Genomic DNA, 14,866 nt, shown 5'->3' with positions numbered 1-14,866 from the left:
ATTTGCCGCTGACGCAAATATCCACAGTCTGCTGTGAACCCTGTGGTGAGGGGAATGCAGTGGGCACTGGGGTTATTCAGGCAAAAACCGAACTTGTCCGCCATTCACCGATCAGTTCCTTAAAGGTTCAGCCAAGAGGGATCGCAGTTTTGATCAAGTTCAGGATCGCCATTCTGCTGGGAGCGCTACTGTTTCTCGGCGCCAGCGAACTCGAAGCCGCCGCGCTGCCGGGGGTTCCGGCTGCCGCTGAAGAGCCGGCCAAACCCGAGCCGATTGTGCAGGGCGGTCTGCTCGGCGCGATCAGTTCGAGCATCGACGACGTGCAGGACAAACTCGACCTCAATGAACATCTGGTCGATGCCTGGCGCCTGCGTGCCGACCGCGCGGCGGACGAGGTCGACAAACTGGTCAACCAGCCGTCGAACCGGTCCGGCTGGAGCGTCGCCGGTGATTTCCTGATGTTGTCCGGCGTCTGGCTCGGCGCGTTTGCGCTGCTGACCGTGCTCGGCAGCCTGCTGGCCAAGCGGCTGAGTCAGGGCCGTTGGCTGCGGACCCGGCAGCGCAGTCAGGACCTGGTCGGCTACCTGCTGCCGTACACGCTGCCGGCGCTGATCTGTCTGCCGCTGACGCTGTACGTCAGCCACTTTCTGCAAGCCTCGGTGGGACGGGCGCTGGCGCTGTGTCTGGCGTACGCCACCAGCAGCGGTATTTTCTCCACTTCAATGTTGTTGTGCGTGGTGGTGATGTTCAACGTCGGGCACAAACGGCCTGCCGCGCGGATCATCCGCCACTACTGCCCGAAACCGCTGTTCCTGATCGGTTTCCTCGCGGCCCTCAGTGACGCGTTGACCAGCCCGCAGATCGCCCGTCAGCTGGGCGGCAACATCACCAGCAGCGTCGCGGTGTTCACCGGGCTGATCGCCTCGATCATCTTCGGTCTGCTGGTGATTCGCCTGCGCCGGCCGGTGGCACATCTGATTCGCAACCGGCCACTGGAACAGCGCCTGAAGCAGCCGTCGTTGCAGGAGTCACTGCGGATTTTTTCCGGGCTCTGGTACTGGCCTATCGTGTTGATGGTGCTCGTTTCGGTGGTCAATCTGATCGGCATCGGCGAGGACAATCAAAAGGCTCTGCGCTGCGCGTTGTTCACCACCGTGCTGCTGATCGGCACGGTGTTCCTCAGCACCATCCTCCAGCACCTGTTCAAGTCGCGCAAAGCCGAAGCGATCCAGCGCAGCAGCGCTTACAAGGAACGCTTTCTCAGCCTGTTGCACGCCTTGCTGCGGATCGTCATTGCGATTGCTTTCATCGATATTCTCGGGCGGATCTGGGGTGTTTCGCTGCTCGACTTTGCCCAGAGCAGCACCGTCGGCCGGGCGATCAGCAATGCGTTGAGCAGCATCGGCCTGATCTTCCTCGTCACCTGGCTGTTGTGGGTGGTGCTCGACACGGCGATTCAGGAAGCGCTGAAACCACCGGTCAGCAAACGCTCGTCGCGCCAGCCCAGCACCCGGGTGAAAACCATCCTGCCGCTGCTGCGCAACGCAATCAAAATCATCCTGGTGGTGATCTGCGCGATCACCACCATGGCTAACCTCGGGATCAACGTTGCGCCACTGTTGGCCGGTGCCGGGGTGGCCGGTCTGGCCATCGGTTTTGGCTCGCAACAACTGGTGCAGGATGTGATCACCGGGCTGTTCATCATCATTGAAGACACGCTGTCGATCGGCGACTGGGTGGTGCTCGATTCCGGGCATGCCGGCACCGTCGAAGGCCTGACCATTCGCACCCTGCGCCTGCGTGACGGCAAGGGGTTTGTGCACTCGGTGCCGTTCGGTCAGATCAAGGCAGTCACCAACCAGTCACGCCAGTTTGCCTTCGCGTTTTTCTCGGTGCAGTTCACCTACGACACCGATGTCGACAAGGCCATCGAACTGATCCGCCAGACCGGCGATTCGATCCGTGAAGACCCGTTCCTCAAGTACAACCTGCAGGGGCCGCTGGATGTATTTGGCGTGGACAGGATGGACTTGAACGGCGTAGTGCTGACCGCGCAATTCCGTACCGTGTCGGGCGGGCAGTATGCGGTGAGCCGGGCGTTCAATCAGCGTTTGAAAAAGCTTGTGGATAACAGCGCCGAGGTGCATTTCGCGCAGACTTATCCACAGCAGGTTTTGTTGCCCAGGCGGCAGGGTGAGGGGGACTGGGTAGCGAGCGAGGTGCCACAAAAGTCGAGTACTTGATGGGCGGATTGTGTAGTGGGGTTTCCGGCCTCTTCGCGGGCAAGCCCGCTCCCACAGCGTTCTGGGTGATGTTGAAATAGTAGGCACACCAAAAATCACTGTGGGAGCGAGCTTGCTCGCGAAAGGGCCGGAACTGTCGACATCAATGCCGGATCAGCTTGCTGCGCACCTGCTCCATGGCCATCTGATCCAGCTCAGTCCAGAACACCTGCTTGCCGGCAATCTCGGCAGCAACCGGCAAACCATCTTGATACACCAGCCGATTACTCACCAGTGCCGGCACTTTCGCCCCTGGCAACAACGTCCCTGCCAGGTTCAGCGGATCAACCCCGCACACCGCAACCAGACTGCCGTCATGCGCCCGGCGCCGAACCTCGCGCAGCAATGGAATCGCCTCCGGCAAGGCAAACTGCTCCCCCGCCAGACCACTGACAAAGCGCCCGCCGCGTATCTCGCCACGGGCTTCCAGCCGATGAAACGTGCGCAGCAATTCGCGCCAGCTCGGCAGCCAATCCGCTTCGCGCTCCAGCAGGCGCCAGAACACCACGCCATAGCGGCGCAGCAACGTCATGGCGACATGTTCGAGGGTTTCCGGTGACGCTATCTCAGCGCTTTCCTGCCGTGGCCCGCGGCGCAACAATGCCCAGCGCCCGGCATCGTCCATGCCACCGACAAACGCACCGCGCCCACGACGACTGCTGCGTTGCTGGCGCTTGCTCGCCGGGGTGATCAAGGCGCGCAAGCCGGCGAAGCTGTCGGCGTTTACCAGGCCGGCGCCGACCAGTTCCTGCAAGGCGATTTCCAGCTCGGTGCGCAGCAGATGCGCCTCGTGAATCAGCTCATCGAAAAACAGCGCGCCGTGCTGACTCAGCGCCTCATAAACCTTTTGCGTTTTGGGCGACAGTTCACTGACCGGCGTCTGCTCGGCCAGCGCACCCCACAAGCCGACCTGACTGCGCGGCAGCAGCACAATCGGCGTACTGCGCAACGCCGTGCCGCTGACTTTCTGTCGGGCGCTGAGGCGCGTCCACACCAGTTTGCCGTTGCGACACAGGTCATCAAGCCAGCTCGGCGAATAATCTTTCAGGCGCGCCGGGAGAAGGTCGCTGTCCCACGCCGAAGCCGCTGCCGGGTAACCTTCGAACTGGCCGACAATCGCCGGCAGCACCGCGTGCCCCTGACCGCGCGTAGCAGCGGACAGGTGCTGCCAGTCGAACAGAAAGCGCATGAAATCCTGCAACGCCACCGGCTCGATTTCCCGGCGCAGACGCTTGACCGTGTAGCGATGAATGCGCGCCAGCAGATGCCGTTCGCACCATTCTTTAACTGCTTCGCCCGGAGTGAAATGACCACGCAGCACATAGCCTTCGCGCTCCAGCCGGGCGAGCGCTTGTGCTATTTGTGCAGTGGGCAGCGCCAGCGGCTCGGCAATTGCCGGGAGCGGCAGCGGGCCGAACGCACCGAGGCGTGCGCGGACCACTTCGACCAGCGCGTCCTCGAAGGTCCACGGCTCGTTGAAGCCGGGCAGAGCCTCCTGCGGCGGGTGTAGCGTGGCGTGTGGATAAAGCGCCTGCAGGCAGGTCAGGCGTTCGCGTGCCAGCCACAACGAATGTTGAGGGTTGAGCTTCAGGCGACAGGCTCGACCACTGTCAGTCAATGTATCCAGCCATTCGCGCCAGGAGGCGTTGACCTGCGCCTCCGCCTCGCTGGCGCAGGACAGGCTCATCAGCGCCTCGTGCATTTCATCGACGTTGGCCGGCGTCGGCCATGCTTCCTCGCGCACCGCGTTGATGGCGTCGGCGTCCAGTGCCCCGAGATCATCGGTGGATTGCGGATCGCTCCAGCGTCGGTTGATCACCGCTTGGGTGCGGCGTTCTTCCAGCGGTGCATCGTCGAGAAAACTGTACGGCCGCGCGCTGAGAATTTCCGCCGCGAGCGGCGAGGGTGCCGGCAGATCGCGGCTGATCAACCGCACCTCGCCACGCTCCATGCGCCGTAGCAGCGTGAGCCAGCCGTCGCTGTCCATGGCCTCGTGCAGGCAATCGTCGAGGGTCTGTTCCACCAGCGGATGCTCGGGAACCTCCCGCTCGCCGGCGAGGTTTTCCAGGCAGGCGATCTGATCGGGGAACACGCTGGCGATCAGGTCTTCGCTTTTCATCCGCTGCAACTGCGGCGCGACTTTGCGCCCGCCGGTAAAACGCGGCAACGCCAGGGCCACGCCGGCATTCCAGCGCCAGCGCACGCCGAACAGCGGCGCGTCGAGAATCGCCTGAATCAGGATGTGCTCGGCACTGTTGCTGTGCAGGTACCGCCAGACATCATCCAGTTCGAAACTGTGGCTGGTGGACAGCGACAGGACAATCGCGTCTTCGCTGGCGGCTGCCTGCAACTCGAAGTTGAACGTGCGGCAGAAACGCTTGCGCAAGGCCAGGCCCCAGGCTCGGTTGATGCGGCTGCCGAACGGTGAATGGATGATCAACTGAGTACCGCCGGACTCATCGAAAAACCGCTCCATCAGCAGCGTGTCCTGCGAGGGCAGGGCGCCGAGGGTCAGGCGAGCGCGGGCGAGATACTCCACCAGTTGTTCGGCGCTGGCACGGTTCAGGCCGAGGGTTGCGGTCAGCCAGTCGAGCGCCGGTTGCAGATCGCCGGGGCTGGCGCCGAGCAACAGGTCGAGAGTCGCTTGCAGGCGCGCCACCGCCGCCGACAATTCATCGCTGCGCCCCGGGGCTTCGCCGAGCCAGAACGGAATGGTCGGCGGCTGGCCCTGGGCATCCTCGACCCGCACCTTGCCGGTTTCAACCCGCAGGATGCGGTAGGAGGTGTTGCCGAGCTGGAACACATCACCGGCGATGCTTTCCACGGCGAAGTCTTCATTGACGCTGCCGATGTTCAGACCCTGCGGTTCGAGCAACACGCTGTAGTCGGCATTGTCGGGGATGGTGCCGCCACTGGTCACGGCGGTCAGTTGCGCGCCGCGACGGCCACGCAGGGTGCGGCTGACGGCGTCGCGGTGCAAGTAGGCGCTGCGGATGCCCTGACGACCGTTGTAGCCTTCGGCGAGCATGGTCAGCAGCGCCTGATAGTGTTTCTCGTCGAGATCGCGGTACGGCGAGGCTTGGCGGAACAGCGCGAGCAAAGCGTCTTCGGGCCACTCCTGACAACTGACTTCGGCGATGATCTGCTGCGCCAGTACATCCAGCGGCGCTTCGGGGATGTGCAGGGTGTCGAGTTCGCCACGGCGCACGCAGTCGAGCAGCGCGGCGCACTCGATCAGGTCGTCGCGGGTGGTGGCGAACAAGCGGCCCTTGGGCGTGCCGCCAACCTGGTGCCCCGAGCGACCGACTCTTTGCAGAAACCCGGCAATCGAACGTGGCGAGGCGATCTGGCAGACCAGATCGACTTCACCGATATCGATGCCCAATTCCAGCGACGCAGTGGCGATCAGCACTTGCAACTCGCCGCGCTTGAGCCGCTGTTCGGCGTCGAGGCGGAATTCCTTGGCCAGACTGCCGTGGTGCGCGGCCACTGCGTGCTTGCCGAGACGTTCGCTGAGGTGTCGGCTCAGGCGTTCGGCGAGGCGCCGGGTATTGACGAAAATCAGCGTGGTGCGATGTTCGCGGGCCAGTTCGGCGAGCCGGTCATAAACCAGCTCCCAGACATCGTTAGCCATCACCGCCGACAACGGCACCGGCGGCACTTCGATGCCCAGATCCCGTGGCCGGGCGTGGCCGATGTCGATGATCTCGCAGGGGCGATCAGTGCCGACCAGAAACCGCGCCACGGCCTCGATCGGCTTTTGTGTGGCGGACAAGCCGATGCGGGTCAAGGGTTCGGCGCACAGCGCCTGCAGGCGCTCGAGGCTTAGCGCCAGATGACTGCCGCGTTTGCCAGCCGCGATGGCGTGAATCTCGTCGATGATCACCGTGCGTGTGTTGCCGAGCATTTTGCGCCCGGACTCGGAGCCGAGCAGCACGTACAGCGATTCCGGCGTGGTTACCAGAATGTGCGGCGCACTTTTGCGCATGGCGGCGCGGTCTTTCTGTGGCGTGTCGCCGGTGCGCACTGCCGTGGTGATGTGCAATTCGGCCAGGCCCATCTGGCGCAACTGCTCGCTGATTCCGGCCAGCGGATTTTGCAGGTTGATGCGGATGTCGTTGGACAGCGCCTTGAGCGGTGAAACGTAGACCACCAGGGTTTCGTCGGGCAGGCCCTCGGGGTTTTCCAGGCCACGGTGGACGAGGTCGTCGAGCACCGCGAGAAACGCGGTGAGGGTTTTACCGGAGCCGGTGGGCGCGGCGATCAGCGTCGAGCGGCGCTGGCGGATCAACGGCCATGCGCGGGCCTGGGCGGCGGTGACCGACGGGAAGGTGCTGCTGAACCAGGCGCTGACGGCGGGGTGAAAGCCAGTCAGGGCGGCGTCCTTGGGGATGGGCAGATTCATGCTCAAGTTATGCGGGTGGGGGCGGCAAGATGCAAGTACCGCTGGGGGATCTGCGCTGTTCATCAGGGCCTCATCGCTGGCCAGCCAGCTCCCACAGTGTTTGTTGTTGTTCAAAAGTTCGGCAATCAACACTGAACCCTGTGGGCGCTGGCTTGCCAGCGATGGAGCCAGTTGATTCAGCACAATTCCCGGCGATCTACACTTTACGGGTGACGGTTGCGCACTAAACCCGCAAAATGCAACGATTCCGGCAATTATCGATGACGGTGTCACCCGCACCGTCGCTAAAGCCATCGTTCCAATCAGACTGGGCCTGCTGACTCTATGCGAATGCGCCTTATGTTACTGGGCGGCGGAAATGCCCTTGGGCAGGCGCTGATTCGCCTCGGTGCGGAAGAAGACATCGGTTTCCTCGCCCCCCGCCCGCCAGAAGACGGCTGGGATGCCGCGAGCCTGACGCAACTGCTCGACGATACCCGTCCGGATGCGTTGATCAACCTCGCCTACTATTTCGACTGGTTCCAGGCCGAGACCGTCAGCGAAAGCCGTCTGGCCGGCCAGGAGCGCGCCATCGAACGGCTGGCCGAACTGTGCCAGCACCACAACATCATTCTTGTGCAACCGTCCAGTTACCGGGTGTTCGACGGTTCGCGGGCGACTGCCTACAGCGAAAAAGACGAGCCGGTGCCGCTGGGCCTGCGCGGCCAGGCGCTGTGGCGCATCGAGCAAAGTGTCCGCGCGACCTGCCCGCAACATGTGTTGCTGCGCTTCGGCTGGCTGCTCGACGACAGCCCTGAAGGCACCCTCGGACGCTTCCTCGCCCGCGCCGAACAGCCGGATGAATTGCTGATGGCCGATGATCGCCGGGGCAATCCGACCCCGGTGGACGATGCGGCGCGAGTGATCATTTCGGTGCTCAAGCAACTCGATTGCGCGGCGCCGCTGTGGGGCACTTACCATTACGCCGGCCACGAGGCGACCACACCGCTCGCGCTCGGTCAGGCGATTCTGACCGAAGCACGCAGCCTGCATCCGCTGGCGATCGAAGCGCCGACCGCTCAGGCCCATGCCGCGCGGCCGGATGCCGCCGAGGAACCGCAGCACGCGGTCCTCGCCTGCAAGAAAATTCTGCACACTTTCGGGATCAAGCCTCGCGCCTGGCGCGCCGCACTCCCGGCTTTACTGGATAGGTTTTATCGTCATGGCTGAAGGCCCTGTTTTAATCACCGGCGGCGCCGGTTTCATCGGCTCGCACCTGACGGATGCATTGCTCGCCACCGGCCATTCGGTGCGGATTCTCGATGATCTGTCGACCGGCAAACGCGCCAACCTGCCGCTGGACAACCCGAAGGTCGAACTGATCGTCGGTGACGTCGCCGATGCCGCGCTGGTCGCGCAGGCCATGCAAGGCTGCAGCGCCGTTGCGCATTTGGCGGCAGTCGCTTCGGTGCAGGCGTCGGTGGACGATCCGGTGAAGACGCATCAGAGCAATTTCATCGGCACCCTGAATGTCTGCGAAGCCATGCGCCAGGCCGGGGTCAAGCGTGTGCTCTACGCGTCGAGCGCAGCGGTATACGGCAACAATGGCGAAGGCGAGTCGATTGACGAAGACACGCCAAAAGCCCCGCTGACGCCGTACGCCTCGGACAAACTGGCCGGCGAGCACTACTTCGATTTCTATCGTCGCCAGCATGGTCTGGAGCCGGTGATCTTCCGCTTCTTCAACATCTTCGGCCCACGCCAGGATCCGTCCTCGCCGTATTCCGGGGTCATCAGCATCTTCAGCGAGCGGGCGCAGAAAGGTCTGCCGATCACCGTGTTCGGCGATGGTGAACAGACCCGCGATTTCCTCTATGTCGAGGATCTGGTCGATGTGCTGGTGCAGGCAATCGACAAGCCTGAGGTGGAAGTGGGCGCGATGAACGTCGGCTGGAATCAGGCGATGAACCTCAAGCAGATGTTGCAAACGCTGCAGGAAGTGGTCGGCGAACTGCCACCGGTCAGCTATGGCCCGGCGCGCGCCGGCGACATCCGTCATTCGCGGGCGAACAACGCGCGTTTGTTGCAACGCTTCAAGCTGCCAGAGCCGACGCCGATGCGTGTGGGACTGGCGCGGTTGCTGGGACGCTAAATCGAAAAAACAAAAAAGGCGCCTTTGCAGGCGCCTTTTTTGTGGGCGGGGTATCGCTTTGACGCTTGTGCAATCCCTGTGGCGAGGGAGCTCGTCGAATCGTCGCACCGTCCCGCTCGACTGCGCAGCAGTCGCAAATTCAGTCAACGCGGTTTTTCTGAAGCACCGCTTTTGCCTTGTTCAGGGCTGCTTCGCAGCCCAGCGGGAGCAAGCTCCCTCGCCACATTAGCCCGCATTCACCACCACGCAAATGTTCGAATGTTGCTTAGAACTTGTAGCCCAGACCCACCATGTACACAAACGGATCGACATCAACATTCACCTTGGCACGGGTGCCCGGTGCCACGGCGTTGTTCTCGACGGTAGCGCGAGTATCGATGTCGATGTAGCGCACCTGGGCGTTGAGCATGATGTTGTCGGTCAGCATGTAGTCGGCGCCGACCTGCCAGGCCAGGCCCCAGGAGTTTTTCGCTTTGAAGTTGCTGAAGCCGTTGGACTGGGCTTCGCTGCCGACGTGCTCGTCGTAGATCCAGGTGTAATTGATGCCGCCGCCGATGTACGGCTGGAATGGCGACTTCGCATCCAGCGGGTAGTACACGACGCTGAGGGTGGGCGGCAGGTGTTTCAGGGTGCCGAGTTTGCCGTTGGCGGCTGGCAGTGCGGTGCCTTTGATTTTTACGTCATGCTCGAACGGCGAGGCGGCCAGCAACTCGATCCCGATGTTGTTGGTCAGCATGTAAGCGAAGTTCAGACCCAGTTGGGTGTCGCTGCTCATGGTCGCCTTGCCGCCCAGGTTGGTGCCGCTCAACGGACCCTGATCGACTTTGACGCTGGAGCTGTCGGCCTTCGGGTTGACGGTAATCGCACCGGCGCGAACGATGATGTCACCGGCTTCGTGGGCTTGGGCGAGCGGGGCTGCGAGCGCGACTGCAAACAGCGAGGCGCTGAGCAAGGACTTGTTCATGGGAGCTCCAAAAGGACGTTAAAAATGTCTGATGTCCTATGGTATGAAGCCAACTGATACGGTCTTTTGACTCAGCTCAATGAAACAGTGATGCCCCGGTTTTTTGTGGAACCTTGGCCGGCCCCTTCGCTGGCAAGCCAGCTCCCACAGGTTTCGTTGGTGTTCAAAAAATCGGTGAACGACTCGATCACTGTGGGAGCTGGCTTGCCAGCGAAGGGGCCATTAAAAACATCACAGAAGTGCCGGAACTACTCCGGCAGCTCATACACATAAATCTTGTCCGCCGCCATCTGATACCCGGCATCCGCCAGTTCGCTGGTGGACGCCTTGACCTGCAGCGGTCCCTCGACCCAGTACGGCTGATACAGCTCGTCGAGCTTCACGCCCAGCTCGCTTTTCACATGCACGATCTGGTTCGACGGCGGTGGCGGCACGTGGATGCAGGCGCCGAAGTACGGCACCAGCAGGAAGTCGGTGGTGCGTCCTTCTTCATTGACTTCCAGCGGCACGATGTAGCCCGGCAGGCGGATGTTCTGCCCGTCGAGACTTTGCACGACCGGCGCGTTGGGCATGTCCTGTTTTGCCGCTGGCGCCGACTCGGCGGAGAGCGCGTCGCCCATCTTCGACAGGTCGTGCAACGGCGTCATGTTCGGCACCTCAGGCGCGGCGTCCGGCGGGATCATCTCCGACCAGGTCAGGTCTTTCGGTGCCGCTGCCCACACGGGCAGGGCGACCAGCAACAGCAGCGCAAGCACAGCGCGGGGCATGGTGAACATCCTCATAAACGGATCGACAGGCCATCGGCCAGGGATTGGCGATACGCGCGCCAGGCCGGCACGCTGCCCATCAGCAGCGCGGCCGCCAGAATGCCACCGAGCAGCGTCCATTCATACTCGCTCGGCCACGCCAACGGCAGATACAGCCCGTAATTGGCCTGTACGTAACCCTGCGCGGCGGCGATGCCGAGGTACAGCAACGCCAGTCCGGCGATTACGCCGGTCAGTGCCAGCGCGAAAGCTTCCAGCACCAGCAGACTTGCGATGTGCCACGGTCGCGCACCGACCGAACGCAAAATCGCCATCTCCCGGCGGCGCTCGTTAAGGCTGGTGAGAATCGCCGTGAGCATGCCGATCAACCCGGTCAGCACCACGAACAGCGAGACCACAAACAGGGCCTTTTCAGCGGTGCTCATCAGGCTCCACAGCTCCTGCAAAGCCACGCCCGGGAGGATCGCCAGCATTGGCTCGCCACGGAATTCGTTGATTTCGCGTTGCAGGGCGAAGGTGGAAATCTTGCTGTTGAGGCCTAGCATGAACGCGGTGATCGCCTGTGGCGTCAGATCCATGTTGCGTGCCTGATCCGCCGTGATTCGGCCGTTGCCGCGTGCCGGCACGCCGTTGTGCCAGTCGATGTGAATCGCCTCCATACCGCCGAGGCTGATGTGCAGCGTGCGATCTACTGGCGTGCCGGTGCGCTTGAGAATGCCGACCACGGTGAACGGTTTGTCATCGTGCTTGACCAGACTGATCGCCGCTACGCCGTGGGCCAGCACCAGTTGGTCGCCGAGCTTGTAATGCAGCGCTTCGGCGACTTCGGCGCCGAGCACCACTTCGAACGGGTCGGTGGCGAAGGCACGGCCGTCGGCCAGTTCCAGATGTTGCTGACGACCGTACTGGTAATGCTCGAAATAGGCTTCGGTGGTGCCCATCACCCGGTAGCCGCGATGGGAGTCGCCGAGGGACATCGGGATCGCCCACTTTACCTTCGGGTTGCTGGCGAAATGTTCGAAGCTGTCCCAACGAATGTTGTTGGTCGCGTTGCCGATGCGGAACACCGAGTACAGCAGCAAGTTCACCGAACCGGAGCGGGCGCCGACGATCAGGTCGGTGCCGCTGATGGTGCTGGCGAAACTGGCTTTGGCCTCGGTGCGCACGCGCTCGACCGCGAGCAACAGGCACACCGACAGGGCAATGGCGAACGCGGTGAGCAGGGCGGTGAAGCGGCGGTTGGCCAGGCTGGCCATGGCCAGACGAAACAGATACATCTCAGACCTCGGCAGACGTGGCGGCGCGATTGAGCTCGGCCAGGGACAGGTGACGGTCGAACAGCGGCGCCAGGCTCTGGTCGTGGCTGACGAACAACAGGCTGGAGCCGGCCTCGCGGCATTCGGCGAACAACAGACGAATGAAGTTTTCCCGGGCGTCGTAATCCAGCGCCGAGGTCGGTTCGTCGGCGATCACCAGTTCCGGCTGGCCGATCAACGCACGAGCGGCGGCGACCCGTTGCTGCTGACCGATCGACAGCGAATCGGCGCGACGGCCGAGGATGCTTTCATCCTTCAGACCCAGGTGGGCGAGCAGGGTGGCGGCAGCCTGGTCGACGCTGCCGTGACGCTGTTTCGCCCGCTCGGCACGCAGCCTGGAGAAGTGGCAGGGCAACTCGACGTTCTCGCGCACCGAAAGAAACGGCAGCAGGTTGAATTGCTGGAAGATGTAGCCGGTGTGATCGACACGAAAGCGGTCGCGGGCGCCGGCACCGAGTTCGGTCAGTTCCTGGCCGAGCAGGCGAATGCTGCCGCGCCCGGGCTTCTGCACGCCACCGAGCAGACCGAGCAGGGTGGTCTTGCCACTGCCGCTGGGGCCTTTGAGGAACAGGGTTTCGCCGGGCTCCAGGCGAAACGCCGGGATGTCCAGCAGCGGCGGGTGGCCGGGCCAGTTGAAGCCCAGGTCGGACAGTTCGATGAGTGCTTGGGTCATGGCACCAGTTTCATGTTTGATCACGGGCCCGTGTAGGAGCTGCCGAAGGCTGCGATCTTTTGATCCTGTTTTTAAAGGCAAGATCAAAAGATCGCAGCCTTCGGCAGCTCCTACAGGGGATATTTCAGGCAATCAGAATTTCAGGGCGGCAGCCTTGGCGGTCACTTCGGTGCCTTGCTGGCCGCTCGGGCCGATCAGTTGTACCTGAATTTTCTGGGTCGCCGGGAAGGTATTGAAGAGCGTCGCCAGATCCAGCGTCTTCAACGCACCCGGTGTAGCGCAGGTGAATTGATAGTGCGCATGGATTTCGCTGTGATCGTGGTGATGCGCCTCACCGCCCTTGGCATCTTCGTCGTGGTCATCATCGTCATGCTCGTCGGCCGCCGGCTTGTCGCCGAACAGCGGGCTTTGCAGTTCCTGGCTGACCACTTTGCAACCGGCGGCGGCTGGCAGGCTGAACAGCGCCAGCGGGTTTTCCAGTTTGGCGCGGGAGGCGGCGACCTTGGCCTTGTCGGCATCGCTGGTGGCGGCATGTTCGAAGCCCACCAGGTTCATCGCCGGGCTTTCCAGTTCCAGCTCCAGAGTCTGGCCGTCGAGTGCAGCATTCAGGCGGCCGACGCCATGTTCGTGGGCACCCAGGCTGCCGTGCTCGTGGTCGTGATCGTGCTCATCGGCGGCATGGGCGATGGCCAGCGGCAACAGGGCAAACGGCAAAGCGAGGAGCAGACGACGCATGGCGGTCTCCGGGAAGTAAAGTGAAGAGTTTGTTATGTAATCTTATAACGAAAGTGCGCAGAGTTTGCCCGTGCGCTTGGCGTTGCACAAGTCCCGTGGGAGCATGCAGGTCAGAAATGTGCAGGAGCGAAGCAGATGTTGCGGATACGCGGAACCGTCGGTGTGATCCCGGTGGATTTGACGGTGGAGCTGGATGACAGTGATTGGGCGAAGCTCGGCGCAGCCCTTGGCGCGCAGCCGCAGGGTGATCAGCCTGAAGCGGCATTGAGCACGCCGGCAGCGAAACCACTGAACCAGGACGATGCGTTGTGGCAGGTCACGCAGGATCTGTTGCGCAAGGCCGGGCAGCTCAGCGGGCCGGATCTGCTGGAGCAGCTTGAGGGGCTGACCGGCAGCGCCTCGGCGGGCAAGCGCCTGCTGGTGCGCCTGCGCCACAGTTCACAGGTGAAAGTGGCGAGCGGCGGCGATACGCCGCTTTACAGCTGGATCGAGTGAAACGAAAAAGATCGCAGCCTGCGGCAGCTCCTACAGTTTCATCCATGTTTTGCGGATGAACCTGTAGGAGCTGCCGCAGGCTGCGATCTTTTGATCTTAATAAAGCGCAGCGAACACTTTACGGCGGTATGCAGTCACCAGCGGATGATCATTGCCCAACAGTTCGAACACCTGCAGCAAGGTCTTGTGCGGCAGGCCTTCACCGTAGCTGCGGTTACGGATGAACAGCTTGAGCAAGGCCTCCAGCGCCGCTTCGTATTGCTGACGCGCCAGTTGCTGGATCGCCAGTTGATACACCGCTTCGTCGTCCTGCGGGTTCTGTGCAAGGCGCGCCTTGAGGTCGGCGGCATCCGGCAGGTCGCGGGCCAGGCCAAGGAATTTGATCTGCGCTTTGGCGCCGGCCAGTGCAGCCTTGTGCTCATCGCTCTTGACTGCGTCGAGCACGGTTTGCGCCTCACCCAGTTCGCCGCGTTCGGTCAGGCAGCGGGCGTAGAGGATCAGCGCTTTGGCGTTGCTGTTGTCTTCGGTGAGCATCACTACCAGCGCGGCTTCTGCTTCCGCGTAACGACCTTCATCGAACAATGCCTGAGCCTGTTCGAACGGATCGGCGGCGGCCGGCGGTGGCATCTGTACATGCGGTTCGAGCAGGGCACGCACGGCCGACTCCGGCTGCGCACCGGCAAAACCGTCGACCGGTTGGCCGTCCTTGAACAGCACCACGGTCGGCAGGCTGCGAATGCCGAAGCGGGCGACGATGTCCTGTTCGATGTCGCAGTTGACCTTGGCCAGCAGCAGTTCGCCCTGATAGCTCTCGGCAATGCCTTGCAGCATCGGCATCAACGCCTTGCACGGCGCACACCATTCGGCCCAGAAATCCACCAGCACCGGTTTGTTGAAGGAAGCTTCGATCACCGACTGGTCGAAATCGGCAGTCGTGGCGTCGAAGATGTACGGCGTTTGCTGACTCATGGGGGATCTCGTAAAAGCGTGGATGGGGCAACTATACGGCTTGGCGGGGTGTGGCCGGAAGCGGGGCAGATTTGAGAGGTGTACCGCTAGGCAGGACGCCATCGCTGGCAAGCCAGCTCCCACAGGATT

At 62.6% G+C, this 14,866-nt stretch carries 11 protein-coding genes; 4 read left to right on the top strand and 7 right to left on the bottom strand.

From position 1 onward, the window contains the following. Positions 1-149: 149 nt before the first annotated feature. Positions 150-2,243 carry a mechanosensitive ion channel family protein gene (locus GTQ41_RS24545; protein WP_217325374.1) on the top strand — a complete coding sequence of 698 codons (2,094 nt, stop codon included), beginning with the start codon at positions 150-152 and terminating at the stop codon, positions 2,241-2,243. 142 nt (positions 2,244-2,385) lie between these two features. Here the strand turns inward: GTQ41_RS24545 and GTQ41_RS24540 are convergent, their stop codons facing one another. Next, positions 2,386-6,687, bottom strand: coding sequence for a DEAD/DEAH box helicase (locus GTQ41_RS24540; protein ID WP_095668194.1), 4,302 nt, complete (start codon positions 6,685-6,687; stop codon positions 2,386-2,388). A 324-nt stretch (positions 6,688-7,011) separates the two neighbouring features. Between GTQ41_RS24540 and GTQ41_RS24535 the strand changes: the two genes are divergently transcribed. Continuing rightward, positions 7,012-7,896: a sugar nucleotide-binding protein gene (locus GTQ41_RS24535; protein WP_041074483.1), complete on the top strand. Its 885-nt coding sequence runs from the start codon at positions 7,012-7,014 to the stop codon at positions 7,894-7,896. After that, a complete protein-coding gene (locus GTQ41_RS24530) occupies positions 7,889-8,818 on the top strand; it encodes an NAD-dependent epimerase/dehydratase family protein (protein ID WP_047296876.1) in 930 nt (309 codons plus the stop codon). Before GTQ41_RS24535 ends, GTQ41_RS24530 begins: the two co-directional genes overlap by 8 nt. A 265-nt stretch (positions 8,819-9,083) precedes the next feature. On the opposite strand, the gene GTQ41_RS24525 is transcribed toward GTQ41_RS24530, so the two are convergent. From GTQ41_RS24525 to GTQ41_RS24505, 5 genes are all read right to left on the bottom strand, one after another. Continuing rightward, entirely contained in the window at positions 9,084-9,782 is a 699-nt protein-coding gene (locus GTQ41_RS24525) for an OmpW family protein (RefSeq protein ID WP_047296875.1), read from the bottom strand. 248 nt (positions 9,783-10,030) lie between these two features. Beyond that, positions 10,031-10,549 (bottom strand): DUF3299 domain-containing protein, encoded by a 519-nt coding sequence (locus GTQ41_RS24520; RefSeq protein WP_047296927.1) that lies wholly within the window; start codon positions 10,547-10,549, stop codon positions 10,031-10,033. Positions 10,550-10,560: 11 nt separating this feature from the next. After that, positions 10,561-11,826: an ABC transporter permease gene (locus tag GTQ41_RS24515; RefSeq protein WP_047296874.1), complete on the bottom strand. Its 1,266-nt coding sequence runs from the start codon at positions 11,824-11,826 to the stop codon at positions 10,561-10,563. A 1-nt stretch (position 11,827) separates the two neighbouring features. Continuing rightward, a complete protein-coding gene (locus GTQ41_RS24510) occupies positions 11,828-12,538 on the bottom strand; it encodes an ABC transporter ATP-binding protein (RefSeq protein WP_003228669.1) in 711 nt (236 codons plus the stop codon). A 132-nt stretch (positions 12,539-12,670) separates the two neighbouring features. Next, positions 12,671-13,273, bottom strand: a complete 603-nt coding sequence (locus GTQ41_RS24505; protein WP_047296872.1) for a DUF2796 domain-containing protein — start codon at positions 13,271-13,273, stop codon at positions 12,671-12,673. A 135-nt stretch (positions 13,274-13,408) separates the two neighbouring features. Here GTQ41_RS24505 and GTQ41_RS24500 point away from each other — a divergent pair, with 135 nt between their 5' ends. Continuing rightward, the gene (locus tag GTQ41_RS24500) at positions 13,409-13,768 is read left to right on the top strand and encodes a hypothetical protein (protein ID WP_047296871.1); all 360 of its coding nucleotides are present in this window, start codon (positions 13,409-13,411) and stop codon (positions 13,766-13,768) included. Positions 13,769-13,864: 96 nt separating this feature from the next. On the opposite strand, the gene trxA is transcribed toward GTQ41_RS24500, so the two are convergent. Further along, entirely contained in the window at positions 13,865-14,737 is an 873-nt protein-coding gene (gene trxA, locus GTQ41_RS24495; protein WP_041074494.1) for a thioredoxin, read from the bottom strand. Between the last annotated feature and the right edge of the window lie 129 nt (positions 14,738-14,866).

It is taken from the genome of Pseudomonas sp. AN-B15 (assembly GCF_019056475.1).
GTDB lineage: Bacteria > Pseudomonadota > Gammaproteobacteria > Pseudomonadales > Pseudomonadaceae > Aquipseudomonas > Aquipseudomonas parakoreensis.
Note: the sequence above shows the minus strand (reverse complement) of the source record. Positions and strands in the feature narration are given on the sequence as shown.

What these genes read in the sequence shown, in the direction of transcription:
- GTQ41_RS24540 (WP_095668194.1), bottom strand. Translation starts at nt 6,687, where the DNA reads ATGAATCTGCCCATCCCCAAGGACGCCGCCCTGACTGGCTTTCACCCC.
- GTQ41_RS24535 (WP_041074483.1), top strand. Translation starts at nt 7,012, where the DNA reads ATGCGAATGCGCCTTATGTTACTGGGCGGCGGAAATGCCCTTGGGCAG.
- GTQ41_RS24520 (WP_047296927.1), bottom strand. Translation starts at nt 10,549, where the DNA reads ATGCCCCGCGCTGTGCTTGCGCTGCTGTTGCTGGTCGCCCTGCCCGTG.
- GTQ41_RS24500 (WP_047296871.1), top strand. Translation starts at nt 13,409, where the DNA reads ATGTTGCGGATACGCGGAACCGTCGGTGTGATCCCGGTGGATTTGACG.
- GTQ41_RS24515 (WP_047296874.1), bottom strand. Translation starts at nt 11,826, where the DNA reads ATGTATCTGTTTCGTCTGGCCATGGCCAGCCTGGCCAACCGCCGCTTC.
- GTQ41_RS24505 (WP_047296872.1), bottom strand. Translation starts at nt 13,273, where the DNA reads ATGCGTCGTCTGCTCCTCGCTTTGCCGTTTGCCCTGTTGCCGCTGGCC.
- trxA (WP_041074494.1), bottom strand. Translation starts at nt 14,737, where the DNA reads ATGAGTCAGCAAACGCCGTACATCTTCGACGCCACGACTGCCGATTTC.
- GTQ41_RS24525 (WP_047296875.1), bottom strand. Translation starts at nt 9,782, where the DNA reads ATGAACAAGTCCTTGCTCAGCGCCTCGCTGTTTGCAGTCGCGCTCGCA.
- GTQ41_RS24510 (WP_003228669.1), bottom strand. Translation starts at nt 12,538, where the DNA reads ATGACCCAAGCACTCATCGAACTGTCCGACCTGGGCTTCAACTGGCCC.
- GTQ41_RS24530 (WP_047296876.1), top strand. Translation starts at nt 7,889, where the DNA reads ATGGCTGAAGGCCCTGTTTTAATCACCGGCGGCGCCGGTTTCATCGGC.